The following is a 14,928-nucleotide window of genomic DNA, read 5'->3' as shown; positions in this document are numbered from 1 at the left end:
AAGCATCGCCGCATTATCACTGACCGGGGCCAGAAAACCAGTCCGTCTTTTAGATAAGACAGGGCACTGTGCCATCACGCTATACTCGCCGCATGCCCGCAGGACTACCCCCTTGAAGAAACTCCAGCAGAGCGCGTTGCGCATCAGCCTGATCTATCTCGTCTTCGCGAGTTTCTGGATTCTTTTCAGCGACGGCATCGCCCTGTGGCTGGCCGGGGACACCAGACGGCTGGCCGAATGGCAGACCGCCAAGGGGCTGCTCTTCGTCGCCGCCTCCAGCGCCTTGCTGTACGGCCTGATCCGGCTGAACCTGGGCCGCGTGACGCTACTGCTCAAAGCCCGGCTCAATCATGAAAGCCGCCTGCGCCAGGCCGCCGCCGTGTTCGAGAGCACCCAGGAAGGCGTGCTGGTGGCCGACAGGAACAACCGCATCGTCCATGTGAACCCGGCTTTCAGCCGCATCACCGGCTACGCGGCGAAGGAAGTGCTGGGCCAGAACCCGAGCCTGCTGAAGTCCGGCCGCCACGACCGGCAGTTCTACGAAGAAATGTGGCAAACCCTGCAGCGCCAAGGCTTCTGGAGCGGCGAGGTGTGGAACCGGCGCAAGAGCGGCGAGGTGTACCCGCAATGGCACTGCATCCGGGTCATCCATGACGAGGCCGGCGTGCCCAGCCACTATGTCGCGGTGTTTTCCGATCTCAGCGCAATCCGGCATTCGCAGAGCGAGCTGAACCACCTGGCGAACTACGACCCGCTCACCGACCTGCCGAACCGCCTGCTGTTCAGCGAACGGATCGAACAGGCCCTGCAGCGCCAGCAACCGGACAGGCCGGGCGGCGCGCTGCTGCTGATCGACCTCGACCACTTCAAGCACATCAACGAAAGCCTCGGCCACAACGTCGGCGATCAGCTGCTGAAGGCCGTGGCGGAGCGCTTCGCCAGCCTCCAGAGCGGCGCAACCACCCTGGCCCGCCTGGGTGGCGACGAATTCGGCCTGCTCTGCGAAGACCTGGACCAGGCCGCCCAAGCCGGGGCGAAGGCCCAGCGGCTACTCGACCTGATGAGTACCCCGTTCAACTTGAACGGCCAGGAGTTCTTCATCGGCGCCAGCGTAGGCATCAGCCTGTTTCCGACGGACGGGCAGAATGCCGATCAGCTGCTACGCAACGCCGACTCGGCCCTGTTCAAGGCCAAGAGCAGCGGGCGCGAATCCTATGCCTTCTACACCCAGGAGCTGACCCAGCAGGCGCGGCAACGCATCGAGTTGGCGGCGGCCCTGCGCCACGCGCTGGAGAACGATGAGCTGCGCGTCTATTACCAGCCGATCCACGACCTGGAGAGCGGCCGGGTGGTGGGCGTGGAATCCCTGGTACGCTGGGAGCACCCGGAACGCGGTCTGGTTCCGCCAGGGGAATTCATCCCGATCGCCGAAGAAAGCGGCCTGATCGGCGCCATCGACCTATGGGTACTGGCGCAAGCCTGTCGACAGATGCGCCAGTGGCAGCAGACCGGGATCATGCTGCAGTTCATCGCGGTGAACATTTCCAGCCGCCTGTTCGGCCGTGCCGAGTTGGACGTGCGGGTCGCCCAGGTCCTGGAGGAGACCGGCCTGTCCCCCTCCTGCCTGGAGCTGGAGGTCACCGAAAGCGCGGTGATGGACAATCCCGATGCCGCGCTGGAACTGCTCGAACGCCTGCATCGCCTGGGCGTGCGGCTTTCCATCGACGACTTCGGTACCGGCTATTCCTCGCTGCAACGCCTCAAGCGCCTGCCGGTACACAAGCTGAAGATCGATCAGGGTTTCGTCGCCGGCCTGCCGGACGACAGCGAGGATGCCGCCATCACCCGCGCCGTCATCGGCCTGGCGCACAACCTGGGCCTCAGCGTCCTGGCCGAAGGTATCGAGCAGCCGGAGCAAGCGCTGTTCCTGCTCCAGCACCGTTGCGAACTGGGCCAGGGCTACTGGTTCGGCCGCCCGCAGCCGGCCGACCGGCTGCGCCTGAAGCCTCACCCGCTACCCACCTTCTGGGCCGACAACATCTGAATCGGCCGGCCCCGTCAGGCGATAGAGCTTCTGGCAGCGCTCGCAGAAGAAGCTGCGCCGCCGCGTCTTGCCCAGGTACTCCTTGACCAACGGAATCCGACAGCGCGGGCAGACCGTCCGGGTATGCACCAGCCAGTGCCGCTTGAGTACGAAGGCTTTCTTCCAGGCGAGGAACTCGAAGCCGTACTGCCGCACCTGCTCCACCAGCGCACGCAACTTGGCCGGCGGCAGCGCACCGACCTGCGACAGCGGATGGACGCGGATACGGAACAGCACCTCGTTCTTGATGATGTTGCCGGACCCGGCGAACAGCGTCTGGTCGAGCAATGCATCGCAGGCCAGCAAGGCGGGACGCTCGCGCAGCTTGCGCCGGGCCGCCGCGGCATCCCATTGGTCGGCCATGACGTCCGTGCACCAGTCGTAGAGATCGTCCAGGCGGCCTTCGAGGAATTGCACGGAGCAGGCGTAAAAGTTCAGCTCGCCGTTGGCGAAGCCCAGGCTCAAGCGTGGCGAGCGGTTTTCCTTGCGCGCGTCGATGCTGTAGCTGCCGAACAGCAGAAAGTGAATCCGCAGCACGAAGCCCGGCAACTGGACGAGGAAGTGCTTGCCCCAGCTGCGCATGTCCAGCACCGGCTGACCAACCAGCCGCGCCTTGTCCTGGGTGGTGTTGCCCTCGACGTGCAGGATGGTCTCGCCGACGAACCGGGCGGTCTCCTCCCGCAGGATGACGATGGAAGGCCCTTCGGGCATGGTTCACGCCTTTTTCTGCCTGTTTCAGGTAGGAGCCGTGCGGGGTCTGGACGTTCCGTCCGGCCCGCCCCCGGCTGGGCTACCTTTAGACGATCCCACTGTCCCATCGCGAGACCCGCCATGCCCTTTCCCCGTCTTTCCGATTTCCCTCGCCTGCCTCTGCTCGGACCGCCCACCGCGTTGGAGAAACTCGAGCGACTTTCCGCCCACCTCGGTCGGACGGTCTATGTGAAACGGGACGACACCACGCCCTTCGCCCTGGGCGGCAACAAGGTGCGCAAACTGGAGTACCTGGCGGCCGACGCCTTGCGCGGCGGCGCCGATACCCTGCTCACCGCCGGCGCCATCCAGTCCAACCACGTGCGCCAGACCGCCGCCGTGGCTGCACGGCTCGGCCTGGGCTGTGTCGCGCTGCTGGAGAACCCCATCGGCAGCGAGGACGCCAATTACCTGGGTAACGGCAACCGCCTGCTGCTCGACCTGTTCGGCGCAGAGGTGATCACAGTGGACAACCTGGACAACGCCGACGACCTGCTCGAAGCCCATGCCGAACGCCTGCGCACACTGGGCCGTAAGCCTTACCTCGTGCCGATCGGCGGGTCCAATGCCCTCGGTGCCCTGGGCTACGTGCGTGCCGGATTGGAATTGACCGAACAGATCGCCGCCTGCGGCGAGCCATTCTCCGCCGTGGTGCTGGCCTCCGGCAGCGCCGGCACCCACGCCGGACTGGCACTGGCCTTGGCACAGGTGCGCCCGGAACTGCCGGTGATCGGCGTCACCGTCTCGCGCAGCGCGGCGGCCCAGCAACCGAAAGTCGAAGGGCTGGCGCAACGCACCGCCGACCTGCTCGGCAGCCCGTTGCCGGCGGCGTTCCGTGTCGAACTGTGGGACGAGTATTTCGGCCCGCGCTACGGCGAACCGAACGAGCGCACCCTGGAGGCGATCCGCTTGGTGGCAAGCCAGGAAGGCCTGCTGCTCGACCCGGTGTACACCGGCAAGGCATTCGCCGGCCTGCTCGACGGCATCGTCCGCCAGCGCTTCCCCGGCGAGGGGCCGCTGCTGTTCCTCCACACCGGCGGCGCTCCGGCGCTATTCGCCTATCGCCCGGCCAGTGGGGCTTAGGTTCTGTGCAAGGCAAACCCCTCTCCCCCGGCCCCTCTCCCGTAAACGGGAGAGGGGAGATTCGTGCTGCCCGCCGTAATGAACTGATCCGGCACCTAACTATTGCCTGTTAGATGGGTGGCCAGAACAGGGTATTCGCCTAGTCTGTCTATGTATTCGTGCGACCTATCACACTGCTTTATTCAAAAAAGAAATAAACAGATCGCTTTTAACCATTTCAGCGCATATGCGCTTCTGCCTATAGTGGCGTCACCCAACGCTTCATCAAGGAGGCTCCATGACGTTCGCTACATTCCGTCGTCCCCTGCTGCTCGCCAGCCTGACCGCCATCCTCGCGGCCGGGTTCGCCGGCCTGGCTAGCGCCGCCGATGACCTGCTCAAGGACATCCAGCAGCGCGGCAGTATCAAGATCGGCCTGGAGGGCACCTACCCGCCGTTCAACTACCAGGACGAAAACGGCAAGCTGACCGGCTTCGAGGTGGAATTCGCCGAGGCGCTGGCCAAGGAGCTGGGGATCAAGGTCGAGTTCCAGCCGACCAAGTGGGACGGCATCCTCGCCGCTCTCGAGTCCAAGCGGCTGGACGCGGTGATCAACCAAGTGACCATCTCCGAGGAGCGCAAGAAGAAATACGACTTCTCCGCGCCCTACACCGTCTCCGGCATCCAGGCGCTGACCCGCAAGGGCCAGGAGGACAGCATCAAGAGTGCCCAGGACCTGGCCGGCAAGAAGGTCGGCGTCGGCCTCGGCACCAACTACGAGCAATGGCTGAAGGAGAACATTCCGCAGGCGGATATCCGCACCTACGATGATGACCCGACCAAGTTCCAGGACCTGGCTGTCGGACGCCTGGACGCGGTGCTGGTGGATCGCCTGGCGGCCTTCGAAATGGTCAAGAAGACCGGCGGCCGTCTGGCCGTGGCCGGCGAGCCGTTCTCCCGCCAGGAAGCCGGCATCGCCCTGCGCAAGGGCAACCCGGAACTGCTCGCCGCCCTGGACAAGGCCATCGCCACGCTGCGCGAAAACGGCACCCTCGAACGACTCTCCGAGAAATGGTTCCAGGCTAACGTGACGCAATGATCGAAACCAGCCTGCAGCTTGCGCTGGACTCCGCGCCCTTCCTGCTGAAGGGCGCCCTCTACACAGTTATTCTCAGCCTCGGCGGTATGTTCTTCGGCCTGCTGCTCGGCTTCATACTGGCCCTGACCCGGCTCTACGCCGTCGCCCCGCTGCGCGGCGTGGCCCGGGTGTACGTGTCGTTCTTCCGGGGCACGCCGCTGCTGGTCCAGTTGTTCATGATCTACTACGGCCTGCCGCAGCTCGGCATCCAACTGGAGCCGCTGCCGGCGGCGCTGATCGGCTTCTCGCTGAACATGGCCGCTTACACCTCGGAAATCCTTCGTGCCGCCATTGCCTCCATCGACCGTGGCCAATGGGAGGCTGCCGCCAGCATCGGCATGAGCAAGGTTCAGGCACTGTACCGGGCGATCCTGCCCCAGGCCGCGCGTACCGCCCTGCCGCCGCTGGGCAACAGCTTCATCTCGCTGGTCAAGGACACCGCGCTGGCTGCCACCATCCAGGTGCCCGAGCTGTTCCGCCAGGCGCAGTTGATCACCGCGCGAACCTTCGAGATTTTCACCATGTACCTGGCGGCGGCGTTGATCTATTGGCTGCTGGCGACCGTGCTGTCGCACTTCCAGGGCCGCCTGGAAGCCAGGGTCAACCGTCATGAGCAGGACGCCTGATGATTTCCATCCGCAACCTGAGCAAGGCCTTCAAGGGCCAGAGCGTCCTCCAAGGCATCGACCTGGACGTGCAGCCCGGCGAAGTGGTCGCCATCATCGGCCCCAGCGGCTCCGGCAAGACCACCCTGCTGCGCTGCCTCAACCTGCTGGAGGAACCTAGCGGCGGGCGCATCCAGGTCGGCGGTATCGAGATCGACGCCGACCGTCCCCTCGGCCCGCAGCAAGGGCTGATCCGCAAGCTGCGCCAGCACGTCGGGTTCGTTTTCCAGAACTTCAACCTGTTCCCGCACCGCACGGCGCTGGAAAACGTCATCGAAGGGCCGGTGCATGTGAAGAAAGAACCGCGCGAGCGTGCCGTCGAGCGCGGCCGGGCCCTGCTGGCCAAGGTCGGCCTGGCGGGCAAGGAAGACGCCTACCCGAAACGCCTCTCCGGCGGCCAGCAGCAGCGCGTGGCGATCGCCCGGGCGCTGGCCATGGAGCCGGACGTGATTCTCTTCGACGAACCCACCTCGGCACTGGATCCGGAACTGGTGGGCGAAGTGCTCGCCACCATCCGCAGCCTCGCCGAGGAGCGCCGCACCATGGTCATCGTCACCCATGAAATGAGCTTCGCCCGCGACGTGGCCAACCGGGCGATCTTCCTCGACAAGGGCGTGATTGTCGAACAGGGCGACGCCCGCCAGTTGTTCAGCGCGCCCCGCGAAGAGCGCACCCGGCAGTTTCTGAGCAAGTTTCTCGGCGACGCGCGCTGAGCTCAGAGCCCATCCAAAGCCCGCACAAAATCCGCGACAATATCCTCCGCATCCTCGATGCCTACCGAGACGCGGATGGTGCCGTCGTGGATATCCAGCTCAGCCAGGGCCTCGGGCGACAGGGCTCGGTGAGAGGTCTTGCCGGGATGGCTGATACTGCTGGCGACGCCGGCCAGGGATGGAGCGAAGGCGGTGTGCCGCAGCCCGCGCATCAGCCGGTCCACTTCGTCCAGCCCGCCGTGCAGGGTAAAGCTGAGCATGCCCGAGCAGCCCTTGCCGAAGAGGCGCCGGGCCAGGTCGTAGTCGGGATGCGAGGCGAGCCCCGGGTAATGCACCTTGGCCACACGCGGGTGCGCTTCCAGCGCCTCGGCCAACGCCTGGGCATTGCGCGAGTGGGCCTGCATACGCAAAGCCAGCGTCTTGGCGCCACGGAAGGTCAGCCAGGCCTCGAATGGGCTGGCGCTGCCGCCGGCGTTGATCTGGAATCGGCGTGCCTGGGCGATCCAGTCGGCATCGCCGACCAGGATGCCGCCGGTAGCGTCGCTGTGGCCGTTGAGGTACTTGGTGGTGCTGTGCAGCACCAGGTCGGCGCCGTCGGCCAGCGGCCGGTACAGCGCCGGCGAGAGAAAGGTGTTGTCCACCAGCAGCTTGAGGCCGTGGGCCTTGGCCAGCGCGGCCAGGGCCGGCACGTCGCTCACCCGCACCAGGGGGTTGGAGGCGGTCTCGGTGTAGATCAGGCGCGTCGCCGGGGTGATCGCCGCCTTCACCGCGTCGAGGTCGCCGATGTCCACCAGGGTGGAAGCGATGCCGAAACGGCTCAGTTCCTTCTCGATCAAGCTCTGGGTGGTGCCGTACAGCTCGCGGCTGGCGATCAGGTGGTCGCCGGCGCTCAGCAGACCGAGCAGCGCGGCGCTGATGGCGGCCATGCCGGAAGCGGAGAACAAGGCCGCCTCGCCGCCCTCGAGGTCGCGCACCAGCGCTTCCAGCGCCGCCTGGTTGGGGTTGCCGATGCGGGTGTACATGTAGTTGTCCGGGTTGCCGGCAAGAAAATCGTCGACCTGCGCCAAGCTGTCGTAGACGAATACAGAGGTTTCGTAGATCGGCAGGCTCTTGGCCCGGGTGACCATGTGCTGGTCGATGTCGTTGCCGCTGTGCACGGCACGGGTGGAGACGCCGAGGGGACGTTCGGACATGGGAGGCTCCGCTGCGCAGAAAAAGACGCCGACGATCATAGCGCTCGCCGGCGTGAGGAGTAGCACGGAATACGCCGCGCATGGGAGATCAGAACGCCGGCACCACCGCACCGGCATAACGGCTTTCGATGAAGGCTTTCACTTCGGGACTGGTCAGGGCGGCGGAAAGCTTTTTCAACGCCTCGCTGTCCTTGTTATCCGGTCGCGCTACCAGATAGTTCACGTAGGGCGAGGTGCTGTCTTCGATGACCAGGGCATCCCTGGCCGGATTGAGCTTGGCTTCCAGCGCGTAGTTGGTGTTGATCAGCGCCAGGTCCACCTGATCCAGCACGCGCGGCAGCAGAGCCGCTTCCAGCTCCTTGAACTTGAACCCCTTGGGATTCGCGGCGATGTCCTTGGGCGTCGCCAGGGCGTTGTCCGGGTCCTTCAGCGTCAGCAGACCGGCCTTTTGCAACAGCAACAGTGCGCGGCCGCTGTTGCTGCCCTCGTTGGGGATGGCGATAGTGGCGCCCTCCGGCAATTGCTCGAGCGAGGTGTAGCGACGCGAGTAGCCGCCGAACGGCTCCACGTGCACACCCTGGACGATCACCAGATGAGTGCCCTTGCCGGCGTTGAAGTTATCCAGGTAGGGCTTGGTCTGAAAATAGTTGGCATCGAGGCGCTTCTGATCCACCTGCAAGTTCGGTTGCACGTAGTCGGTGAAGACCTTCACTTCCAGATCGATGCCCTCCTTCGCCAACTGCGGCTTGATCAGTTCGAGGATTTCCGCATGCGGCACTGGCGTTGCGGCCACGCTCAGCTTTTCCCCGGCAGCCGCCAGGCCAGCGGATAACGCGGCCGCCAAGGCCGTCAAAAGCAACGTTTTTTTCATCGAAGAATCCTTCTCGTCGGTTCAGCCGCGCCATGCGACCGGTAGAAGAAGCCGGCAATGGATGAGCCGGGTAAGGCCGGACAATACGGAGATTTGTTATTCCCCATAAATACTGTTTTTTCATTTTTATATTCTTAATAGATATTAAGAAACGCCCGAACAGCCTGAAACGGCTTCAATCCGCGGCGTTGCGATTCTCTACACCTTTTAATTCCTATTTGTTATATAAAAATTCATAAACAATATTTTTAGAAATATCTCAGCCGCTCCTACTATCCGCACCACGCCGGTCGCCCGGCTCAGCCTTTGCACAAGCGCAACCCAACAGGAGCGACACCATGAGCGCGACGACCCTTCGCAGCCTGGAAGGCCAGGACGAGGAAAGCATCCTGCGCGAAATCCGCAGTGCCCTGCGTGGCCTGCGATTCGGCTCGGTGGAAATCACCGTGCACAACGCCCAGGTGGTGCAGATCGAGCGGAAGGAAAAATTCCGCCTGCAGGCACCGACCAAGCAATCCTGACGTAACCCACAAGCCCGACTGGACAACCGGAGGGCGTGACCATGAAACCGAGCCTACGCATGAACACGCACCGGTACTGCAGCTGTCGACCGCGAATGCGGCCTTGACCGAGCCCCTAGCCAACACACCAATAAGTTTTCAGGAGCTGCACCATGTCCATTCGCCGTTTCGCCCTGGCTACCCTGGCCAGTGCTTTCATCGCCGCGCCCGCGCTGGCCGCGACGGAAATCCTCAACGTTTCCTACGACCCCACCCGCGAGCTGTACCAGGCGTTCAACGCCGCGTTCAACAAATACTGGCAGGCCGAAGGCCACGAGCCGGTCACTGTCCAGCAGTCCCACGGCGGCTCCGGCAAGCAGGCACGTGCCGTGATCGATGGCCTGCGCGCCGACGTGGTCACCCTGGCCCTGGCGGGCGACATCGACGAGCTGCACAAGCTCGGCAACCTGATTCCCGAGGACTGGCAGAGCCGCCTGCCCGACGCCAGCACCCCCTACACCTCCACCATCGTATTCCTGGTGCGCAAGGGCAACCCGAAAGGCATCAAGGACTGGGACGACCTGGTCAAGCCCGGCGTGGAAGTGATCACCCCGAATCCGAAGACTTCCGGCGGCGCCCGCTGGAACTTCCTCGCCGCCTGGGCCTTCGCGCAGCAGAAATACGGCAGCGAGGAGCAGGCCAAGGCCTTCGTCGAGAAGCTCTACAAGAACGTCCCGGTGCTGGACACCGGCGCCCGCGGCTCGACCATCACCTTCGTCAACAACCAGATCGGCGACGTCCTGCTGGCCTGGGAGAACGAGGCCTTCCTGGCGCTCAAGGAACAGGGTGGCGAGCACTTCGAGATCGTCGCGCCGAGCCTGTCGATCCTCGCCGAACCGCCGGTGGCGGTAGTCGACAAGAACGTCGAGAAGAAAGGCACCCGGGCGGTCGCCGAGGCCTACCTGAACTATCTCTACAGCGAGGAAGGCCAGCGCATCGCCGCGCAGAACTTCTACCGTCCGCGCAACGAGAAGGTCGCCGCCGAGTTCGCCAGCCAGTTCCCGCCGTTGAAGCTGGTCACCATCGACGGCGCCTTCGGCGGCTGGAAGCAGGCCCAGCCGAAGTTCTTCAACGATGGCGGCGTGTTCGATCAGATCTACCAAGCGCAATAAGAGCAGCCGTAAGCGACAAGCCTCGAGCTGCAAGCGGGTTTGTCGCTGTGGCACCTATGTGTCGCTTGCAGCTTGGCGCTTTCCGCTGAGGTCCTATGTCCCGCCGTATCTCCCCCGTCATACCCGGCTTCGGGCTGACGCTGGGTTACACCCTGGTGTATCTCAGCCTGTTGGTGCTGATTCCCCTGGGTGCGCTGTTCCTCAAGACCGCCCAGCTGAGCTGGGAGCAATTCATCGCCGTGATCGGCGCGCCTCGCGTCCTGGCGGCGCTGCGCCTGAGCTTCGGCACCGCGTTGCTGGCCGCCGTGCTCAACGGTGTGATCGGCACCCTGCTGGCCTGGGTGCTGGTGCGCTACCGCTTCCCCGGGCGCAAGCTGATCGAAGCCATGATCGACCTGCCGTTCGCCCTGCCCACGGCGGTCGCCGGCATTGCCCTGGCGGCCCTGTACGCACCGGCCGGGCCGGTGGGCCGCATCGCCGCCGAGCTGGGTTTCAAGATCGCCTACACCCCGCTGGGCATCACCCTGGCGCTGACCTTCGTCACCCTGCCCTTCGTGGTGCGGACCCTGCAACCGGTGCTCGCCGACATCCCCCGGGAAGTCGAGGAAGCCGCGTCCTGCCTGGGCGCCAAGCCCTGGCAGGTGTTCCGTCACGTGCTGCTGCCGGCACTGCTGCCAGCCTGGCTGACCGGCTTCGCCCTGGCCTTCGCCCGCGGTGTCGGCGAGTACGGCTCGGTGATCTTCATCGCCGGCAACATGCCGATGAAGACCGAGATTCTGCCGCTGCTGATCATGGTCAAGCTGGACCAATACGACTATGCCGGCGCCACTGCCATCGGCGTGCTGATGCTGGTGGTCTCCTTCCTCCTGCTGCTGCTGATCAACCTGCTGCAGCGGCGCATTTCCACCCCCTGAGGAGGCCCATCATGTCATCCCTCACCCTGACCGCCGCCTCTTCGTCCCAGGCCGTCCGCCGCAGCCGGACCTGGGGCCGGCGACTGCTGATCGCCGGCGCCTGGCTGGTGTTCGCCCTGTTCCTGCTGCTGCCATTGCTGGTGGTGCTGGCCGAGGCACTGAAGCAGGGCTTCGGCACTTTCTTCTCCGCCCTTCTCGAGCCGGACGCCCTCGCCGCGCTGAAACTCACGCTGATCGCCGTGGGCATCTCGGTCCCGCTGAACATGCTGTTCGGCGTGGCCGCCGCCTGGTGCGTGAGCAAGTACGAATTCCGCGGCAAGAGCCTGCTGGTCACCCTGATCGACCTGCCGTTCTCGGTGTCGCCGGTGATCGCCGGCCTGATCTACGTGCTGATGTTCGGCGCCCAGGGCTGGTTCGGGCCCTGGCTGCGCGAGCACGACATCCAGATCGTTTTCGCCGTGCCGGGGATCGTCCTCGCCACCCTGTTCGTCACCGTGCCCTTCGTCGCCCGAGAGCTGGTCCCGCTGATGCAGGAGCAGGGCACCCAGGAGGAGGAAGCCGCGCGCCTGCTCGGCGCCAATGGCTGGCAGATGTTCTGGCACGTCACCCTGCCGAACATCCGCTGGGGCCTGATCTACGGCGTGGTGCTCTGCACCGCCCGCGCCATGGGCGAGTTCGGCGCGGTGTCGGTGGTCTCCGGGCATATCCGCGGGGTCACCAACACGCTGCCGCTGCACGTCGAGATTCTCTACAACGAATACAACCACATCGCTGCCTTCAGCGTCGCCAGCCTGTTGCTGCTGCTGGCGCTGTTCATCCTGCTGCTCAAGCAGTGGAGCGAACGCCACGTGAATGCCAACCGCGGGGAATGAGCCATGTCCATTGAGATCAAACAGGTCAACAAACGCTTCGGTACCTTCCAGGCGCTGCGCGACATCGACCTGAATATCCACAGCGGCGAACTGGTCGCCCTGCTCGGCCCGTCCGGCTGCGGCAAGACCACCCTGCTGCGGATCATCGCCGGCCTGGAAACGCCGGACACCGGTAGCATCGTGTTCCATGGCGAGGACGTCTCGGCGCGAGACGTACGCGACCGCAACGTCGGCTTCGTCTTTCAGCACTATGCGCTATTCCGCCACATGACGGTGTTCGACAACGTCGCCTTCGGCCTGCGCATGAAACCCCGCCGCGAGCGGCCGAGCGAAACGGCGATTGCCGCCAAGGTCCACGAACTGCTCGGTCTGGTGCAGCTCGACTGGCTCGCCGACCGCTACCCGGAGCAGCTCTCCGGCGGCCAGCGCCAGCGCATCGCCCTGGCACGCGCCTTGGCGGTGGAGCCCAAGGTGCTGCTGCTCGATGAGCCCTTCGGCGCCCTCGACGCCAAGGTGCGCAAGGAGCTGCGCCGCTGGCTTGCGCGGTTGCATGAAGAAGTGCATCTGACCAGCGTGTTCGTCACCCATGACCAGGAGGAAGCCATGGAGGTCGCCGACCGCATCGTGGTGATGAACAAGGGCGTAATCGAACAGGTCGGCGCGCCTGGCGAGGTCTACGACAACCCGGCCAGCGACTTCGTCTACCACTTCCTCGGCGACGCCAACCGCCTGCATGTGGGCGAAAACCACCTGCTGTTCCGGCCGCATGAGGTGTCGCTGTCGCGGCAGGCCATCGCCGATCACCGGCCGGCGGAAGTGCGCGACATCCGCCCGCTGGGTGCCATCACCCGGGTGACCCTGAAGGTATCCGGCCAGGACGAACCGATCGAAGCCGAAGTGACCAAGGACCACGCCAGCCTCGCCGGGCTGCTCCGTGGCGAGACGCTGTATTTCCGGCCGAATGCCGGCCTTCGGCCCTGACCGCGAAGAAGCCCCTCCGGCGTGCTACTCCGCGTAGGGACGAATTCATTCGCCCACCCAAGCCTCGTTGGGCGGATAAATCCGTTCCCGCCCTAGGCATCCGCCTGCGCAGCGATCCGGCCGATAGCCCGGCGACCTTCCGGCGATACGTGCAACGCCCGGGAGCCGTTGGAGGCGCGTAGCCAGCCGGCCTGCTTGCAGGTGTCCAGGAGCGCCGCACCGAGCGCGCCGCCCAGGTGTGGTTTGCGCTCGCTCCAGTCGGGGCAGGCGCAGGCCAATTGCCGACGGCGCCGCCCCACGCTGCCAAGGTCGATGCCCAGGGCGCTCAGGCCGGCGTTACCAAGGTCGGTGACCACCACCTGCTTGCCGTCCTGCACCAGCCAGCCGGCACCGGCCATACGTTCGAACAGCCCCACCGCCAGTTCGCCGGCGAGGTGGTCGTAGCAGGTCCGCGCTTCGCGCAGGGCCAGCGGCGTGCCGCGCGACACGGGGATCGGCCGGGGCTTGCGCGGCTGCGCGGCCAGGGCGGCGCTGGCCAGGGCCTCGACCACCTGCCCCACCTCCGGCCCGGCGAGCTTGTAGTAGCGGTTGCGCCCATGGGTTTCCTGCACCAGCAGGCCGCCCTCGGTCAGCTTGGCCAGATGCCCGCTGGTGGAAGACGGCGACAGCCCGGCCAACAGCGCCAGTTCCCCGGCAGGCCGCGCACTGCCGTCCATCAGCGCCCAGATCATCGCCGCCCGTCCGGGATCGGCGAGCAACCCGGCGACCTGGCTGATACCCGGTGTGTAATCCATAGTTCACCTCACGACGAAACATCCCATGCACGTGGAAGGGATACTGGCCCCGAAACCCGCAACGCGCCAGCCGGCGCCGACGAAAAGGAGCCACGCCATGATTGCCGTGATATTCGAAGCCCAGGCCCATCCCGGGCGTCGCCAGGATTACCTCGACCTCGCCGCCGAACTGCGCTCGCTGCTGGCGGACCAGGACGGCCTGATCTCGGTAGAGCGCTTCGAGAGCCTGAGCACGCCGGGCAAGACCCTCTCGCTGTCGTTCTGGCGCGACGAAGCGGCCGTCGCCGCCTGGCGCCGCCAGGAAGCGCACCGGCATGCCCAGGCCGCCGGGCGCGGGACGCTGTTCGCCGATTACCGCCTGCGCGTGGCCACGGTGAGCCGCGACTACGGCATGCACGACCGCGAGCAGGCACCGGTCGATAGCCTTCGCCATCACGCCGCTGTCCAGGGATAAGGAACGCCGCCATGTACGAATCGTTTTCCACCTACTGGCCGCTGATCCTGTTCACCTTCCTGCTCGCCGGCACCGTGAAGGGGGTGGTCGGGCTTGGGTTGCCGACCATCTCGGTCGGACTGCTCGGCCTGGTGATGCCGCCGATGCAAGCCGCGGCGCTGCTGATCGTCCCGTCGATGGTGACCAACATCTGGCAACTCGCCGATGGTCGCAGCCCCTTCGCCATGTTGGTGCGGCTCTGGCCGATGCTGGCCGGCATCGCTGTCGGCACCTGGGGCATGAGTGCCCTGGTGAATGCCGCCGAACTGCCCGGTGCGACCCGCTGGCTGGGCATCGCCCTGGTGGTCTATGCCGTGCTTGGCCTCGCTTCGGTACGCTTCAGCGTATCGGCGGCGAACGAGCGGTGGCTGGCGCCGCTGATCGGTACGGTCACGGGCGCCATTACGGCGGTGACCGGCGTTTTCGTGATCCCGGCAGTGCCTTATCTGCAGGCGATCGGTCTGGAGAAGGACGAACTGGTGCAGGCGCTGGGGCTGTCGTTCAGCATGTCCACCCTGGCCCTGGCGGTGAGCCTCGGCCACAGGGGCGATCTGCTGCAACCGGCGGTGCTCGGGGTGTCGCTGCTGGCGTTGCTGCCGGCCCTGCTGGGCATGGCCGGCGGCCAACGGCTGCGCCGCAGGATCAGCGCCGAGCGCTTCCGCCGCTGGTTTTTCTGCGGCTTGCTGGTGCTCGGCGCCGATCTCAGCCTGCGCGGGCTGTTCTGACA

The 14,928-nt window shown here is 65.4% G+C and carries 16 protein-coding genes; 12 read left to right on the top strand and 4 right to left on the bottom strand.

Going from position 1 to position 14,928, the window contains the following annotated elements:
• Positions 1–112 precede the first annotated feature (112 nt).
• Positions 113–2,044, top strand: a complete 1,932-nt coding sequence (gene dibA / locus BZL41_RS01475; RefSeq protein WP_256578057.1) for a phosphodiesterase DibA — start codon at positions 113–115, stop codon at positions 2,042–2,044.
• On the opposite strand, the gene BZL41_RS01470 is transcribed toward dibA, so the two are convergent.
• A complete protein-coding gene (locus BZL41_RS01470) occupies positions 2,015–2,794 on the bottom strand; it encodes a DNA-formamidopyrimidine glycosylase family protein (RefSeq protein WP_095597656.1) in 780 nt (259 codons plus the stop codon). The genes dibA and BZL41_RS01470 overlap by 30 nt on opposite strands.
• A 120-nt stretch (positions 2,795–2,914) precedes the next feature.
• Here BZL41_RS01470 and BZL41_RS01465 point away from each other — a divergent pair, with 120 nt between their 5' ends.
• The 4 genes from BZL41_RS01465 to tcyN all read left to right on the top strand — a co-directional run bounded on the left by BZL41_RS01465 (position 2,915) and on the right by tcyN (position 6,411).
• Positions 2,915–3,916, top strand: a complete 1,002-nt coding sequence (locus BZL41_RS01465; protein ID WP_095597655.1) for a D-cysteine desulfhydrase — start codon at positions 2,915–2,917, stop codon at positions 3,914–3,916.
• Between the two features lie 277 nt (positions 3,917–4,193).
• The gene (gene tcyJ / locus BZL41_RS01460; RefSeq protein WP_095597654.1) at positions 4,194–4,994 is read left to right on the top strand and encodes a cystine ABC transporter substrate-binding protein; all 801 of its coding nucleotides are present in this window, start codon (positions 4,194–4,196) and stop codon (positions 4,992–4,994) included.
• Positions 4,991–5,659, top strand: coding sequence for a cystine ABC transporter permease (gene tcyL / locus BZL41_RS01455; RefSeq protein WP_084339310.1), 669 nt, complete (start codon positions 4,991–4,993; stop codon positions 5,657–5,659). Before tcyJ ends, tcyL begins: the two co-directional genes overlap by 4 nt.
• On the top strand, positions 5,659–6,411 hold the full coding sequence (tcyN, locus tag BZL41_RS01450; RefSeq protein WP_095597653.1) for an L-cystine ABC transporter ATP-binding protein TcyN: 753 nt from the start codon (positions 5,659–5,661) through the stop codon (positions 6,409–6,411). Before tcyL ends, tcyN begins: the two co-directional genes overlap by 1 nt.
• Positions 6,412–6,413: 2 nt before the next feature.
• On the opposite strand, the gene BZL41_RS01445 is transcribed toward tcyN, so the two are convergent.
• Positions 6,414–7,604, bottom strand: coding sequence for a PLP-dependent aspartate aminotransferase family protein (locus tag BZL41_RS01445; protein WP_095597652.1), 1,191 nt, complete (start codon positions 7,602–7,604; stop codon positions 6,414–6,416).
• Between the two features lie 88 nt (positions 7,605–7,692).
• Positions 7,693–8,475, bottom strand: coding sequence for a MetQ/NlpA family ABC transporter substrate-binding protein (locus tag BZL41_RS01440; RefSeq protein ID WP_084339307.1), 783 nt, complete (start codon positions 8,473–8,475; stop codon positions 7,693–7,695).
• Between the two features lie 338 nt (positions 8,476–8,813).
• Between BZL41_RS01440 and oscA the strand changes: the two genes are divergently transcribed.
• From oscA to BZL41_RS01415, 5 genes are all read left to right on the top strand, one after another.
• Positions 8,814–8,996, top strand: coding sequence for a sulfur starvation response protein OscA (oscA, locus tag BZL41_RS01435; RefSeq protein WP_095597651.1), 183 nt, complete (start codon positions 8,814–8,816; stop codon positions 8,994–8,996).
• A gap of 152 nt (positions 8,997–9,148) precedes the next feature.
• The gene (locus tag BZL41_RS01430; protein WP_095597650.1) at positions 9,149–10,147 is read left to right on the top strand and encodes a sulfate ABC transporter substrate-binding protein; all 999 of its coding nucleotides are present in this window, start codon (positions 9,149–9,151) and stop codon (positions 10,145–10,147) included.
• A gap of 95 nt (positions 10,148–10,242) precedes the next feature.
• Positions 10,243–11,061 (top strand): sulfate ABC transporter permease subunit CysT, encoded by an 819-nt coding sequence (cysT, locus tag BZL41_RS01425; RefSeq protein ID WP_095597649.1) that lies wholly within the window; start codon positions 10,243–10,245, stop codon positions 11,059–11,061.
• Positions 11,062–11,072: 11 nt separating this feature from the next.
• The gene (gene cysW / locus BZL41_RS01420) at positions 11,073–11,933 is read left to right on the top strand and encodes a sulfate ABC transporter permease subunit CysW (RefSeq protein ID WP_095597648.1); all 861 of its coding nucleotides are present in this window, start codon (positions 11,073–11,075) and stop codon (positions 11,931–11,933) included.
• Positions 11,934–11,936: 3 nt separating this feature from the next.
• Entirely contained in the window at positions 11,937–12,914 is a 978-nt protein-coding gene (locus BZL41_RS01415; RefSeq protein WP_095597647.1) for a sulfate/molybdate ABC transporter ATP-binding protein, read from the top strand.
• 92 nt (positions 12,915–13,006) lie between these two features.
• Here the strand turns inward: BZL41_RS01415 and BZL41_RS01410 are convergent, their stop codons facing one another.
• On the bottom strand, positions 13,007–13,708 hold the full coding sequence (locus BZL41_RS01410) for a helix-turn-helix transcriptional regulator (protein ID WP_095597646.1): 702 nt from the start codon (positions 13,706–13,708) through the stop codon (positions 13,007–13,009).
• A 97-nt stretch (positions 13,709–13,805) separates the two neighbouring features.
• On the opposite strand from BZL41_RS01410, the gene BZL41_RS01405 reads away from it, so the two are divergent.
• Complete coding sequence (locus BZL41_RS01405; RefSeq protein ID WP_095597645.1) at positions 13,806–14,162, top strand: antibiotic biosynthesis monooxygenase; 357 nt, start codon at positions 13,806–13,808, stop codon at positions 14,160–14,162.
• Positions 14,163–14,173: 11 nt separating this feature from the next.
• A complete protein-coding gene (locus BZL41_RS01400; RefSeq protein WP_095597644.1) occupies positions 14,174–14,926 on the top strand; it encodes a sulfite exporter TauE/SafE family protein in 753 nt (250 codons plus the stop codon).
• The last annotated feature ends 2 nt before the right edge of the window (positions 14,927–14,928 follow it).

It is taken from the genome of Pseudomonas sp. PIC25 (genome assembly GCF_002286785.1).
Lineage (GTDB): Bacteria > Pseudomonadota > Gammaproteobacteria > Pseudomonadales > Pseudomonadaceae > Pseudomonas_M.
The sequence above is the reverse complement of the archived record's forward strand: the minus strand, read 5'-3'. Positions and strand labels throughout refer to the sequence as shown.

Bases quoted from the DNA above. Each gene is read 5' to 3' on its own strand.
- BZL41_RS01470 (WP_095597656.1), bottom strand. From the start codon at position 2,794: ATGCCCGAAGGGCCTTCCATCGTCATCCTGCGGGAGGAGACCGCCCGG.
- BZL41_RS01465 (WP_095597655.1), top strand. From the start codon at position 2,915: ATGCCCTTTCCCCGTCTTTCCGATTTCCCTCGCCTGCCTCTGCTCGGA.
- tcyJ (WP_095597654.1), top strand. From the start codon at position 4,194: ATGACGTTCGCTACATTCCGTCGTCCCCTGCTGCTCGCCAGCCTGACC.
- tcyL (WP_084339310.1), top strand. From the start codon at position 4,991: ATGATCGAAACCAGCCTGCAGCTTGCGCTGGACTCCGCGCCCTTCCTG.
- tcyN (WP_095597653.1), top strand. From the start codon at position 5,659: ATGATTTCCATCCGCAACCTGAGCAAGGCCTTCAAGGGCCAGAGCGTC.
- BZL41_RS01445 (WP_095597652.1), bottom strand. From the start codon at position 7,604: ATGTCCGAACGTCCCCTCGGCGTCTCCACCCGTGCCGTGCACAGCGGC.
- BZL41_RS01440 (WP_084339307.1), bottom strand. From the start codon at position 8,475: ATGAAAAAAACGTTGCTTTTGACGGCCTTGGCGGCCGCGTTATCCGCT.
- oscA (WP_095597651.1), top strand. From the start codon at position 8,814: ATGAGCGCGACGACCCTTCGCAGCCTGGAAGGCCAGGACGAGGAAAGC.
- BZL41_RS01430 (WP_095597650.1), top strand. From the start codon at position 9,149: ATGTCCATTCGCCGTTTCGCCCTGGCTACCCTGGCCAGTGCTTTCATC.
- cysT (WP_095597649.1), top strand. From the start codon at position 10,243: ATGTCCCGCCGTATCTCCCCCGTCATACCCGGCTTCGGGCTGACGCTG.
- cysW (WP_095597648.1), top strand. From the start codon at position 11,073: ATGTCATCCCTCACCCTGACCGCCGCCTCTTCGTCCCAGGCCGTCCGC.
- BZL41_RS01415 (WP_095597647.1), top strand. From the start codon at position 11,937: ATGTCCATTGAGATCAAACAGGTCAACAAACGCTTCGGTACCTTCCAG.
- BZL41_RS01410 (WP_095597646.1), bottom strand. From the start codon at position 13,708: ATGGATTACACACCGGGTATCAGCCAGGTCGCCGGGTTGCTCGCCGAT.
- BZL41_RS01405 (WP_095597645.1), top strand. From the start codon at position 13,806: ATGATTGCCGTGATATTCGAAGCCCAGGCCCATCCCGGGCGTCGCCAG.
- BZL41_RS01400 (WP_095597644.1), top strand. From the start codon at position 14,174: ATGTACGAATCGTTTTCCACCTACTGGCCGCTGATCCTGTTCACCTTC.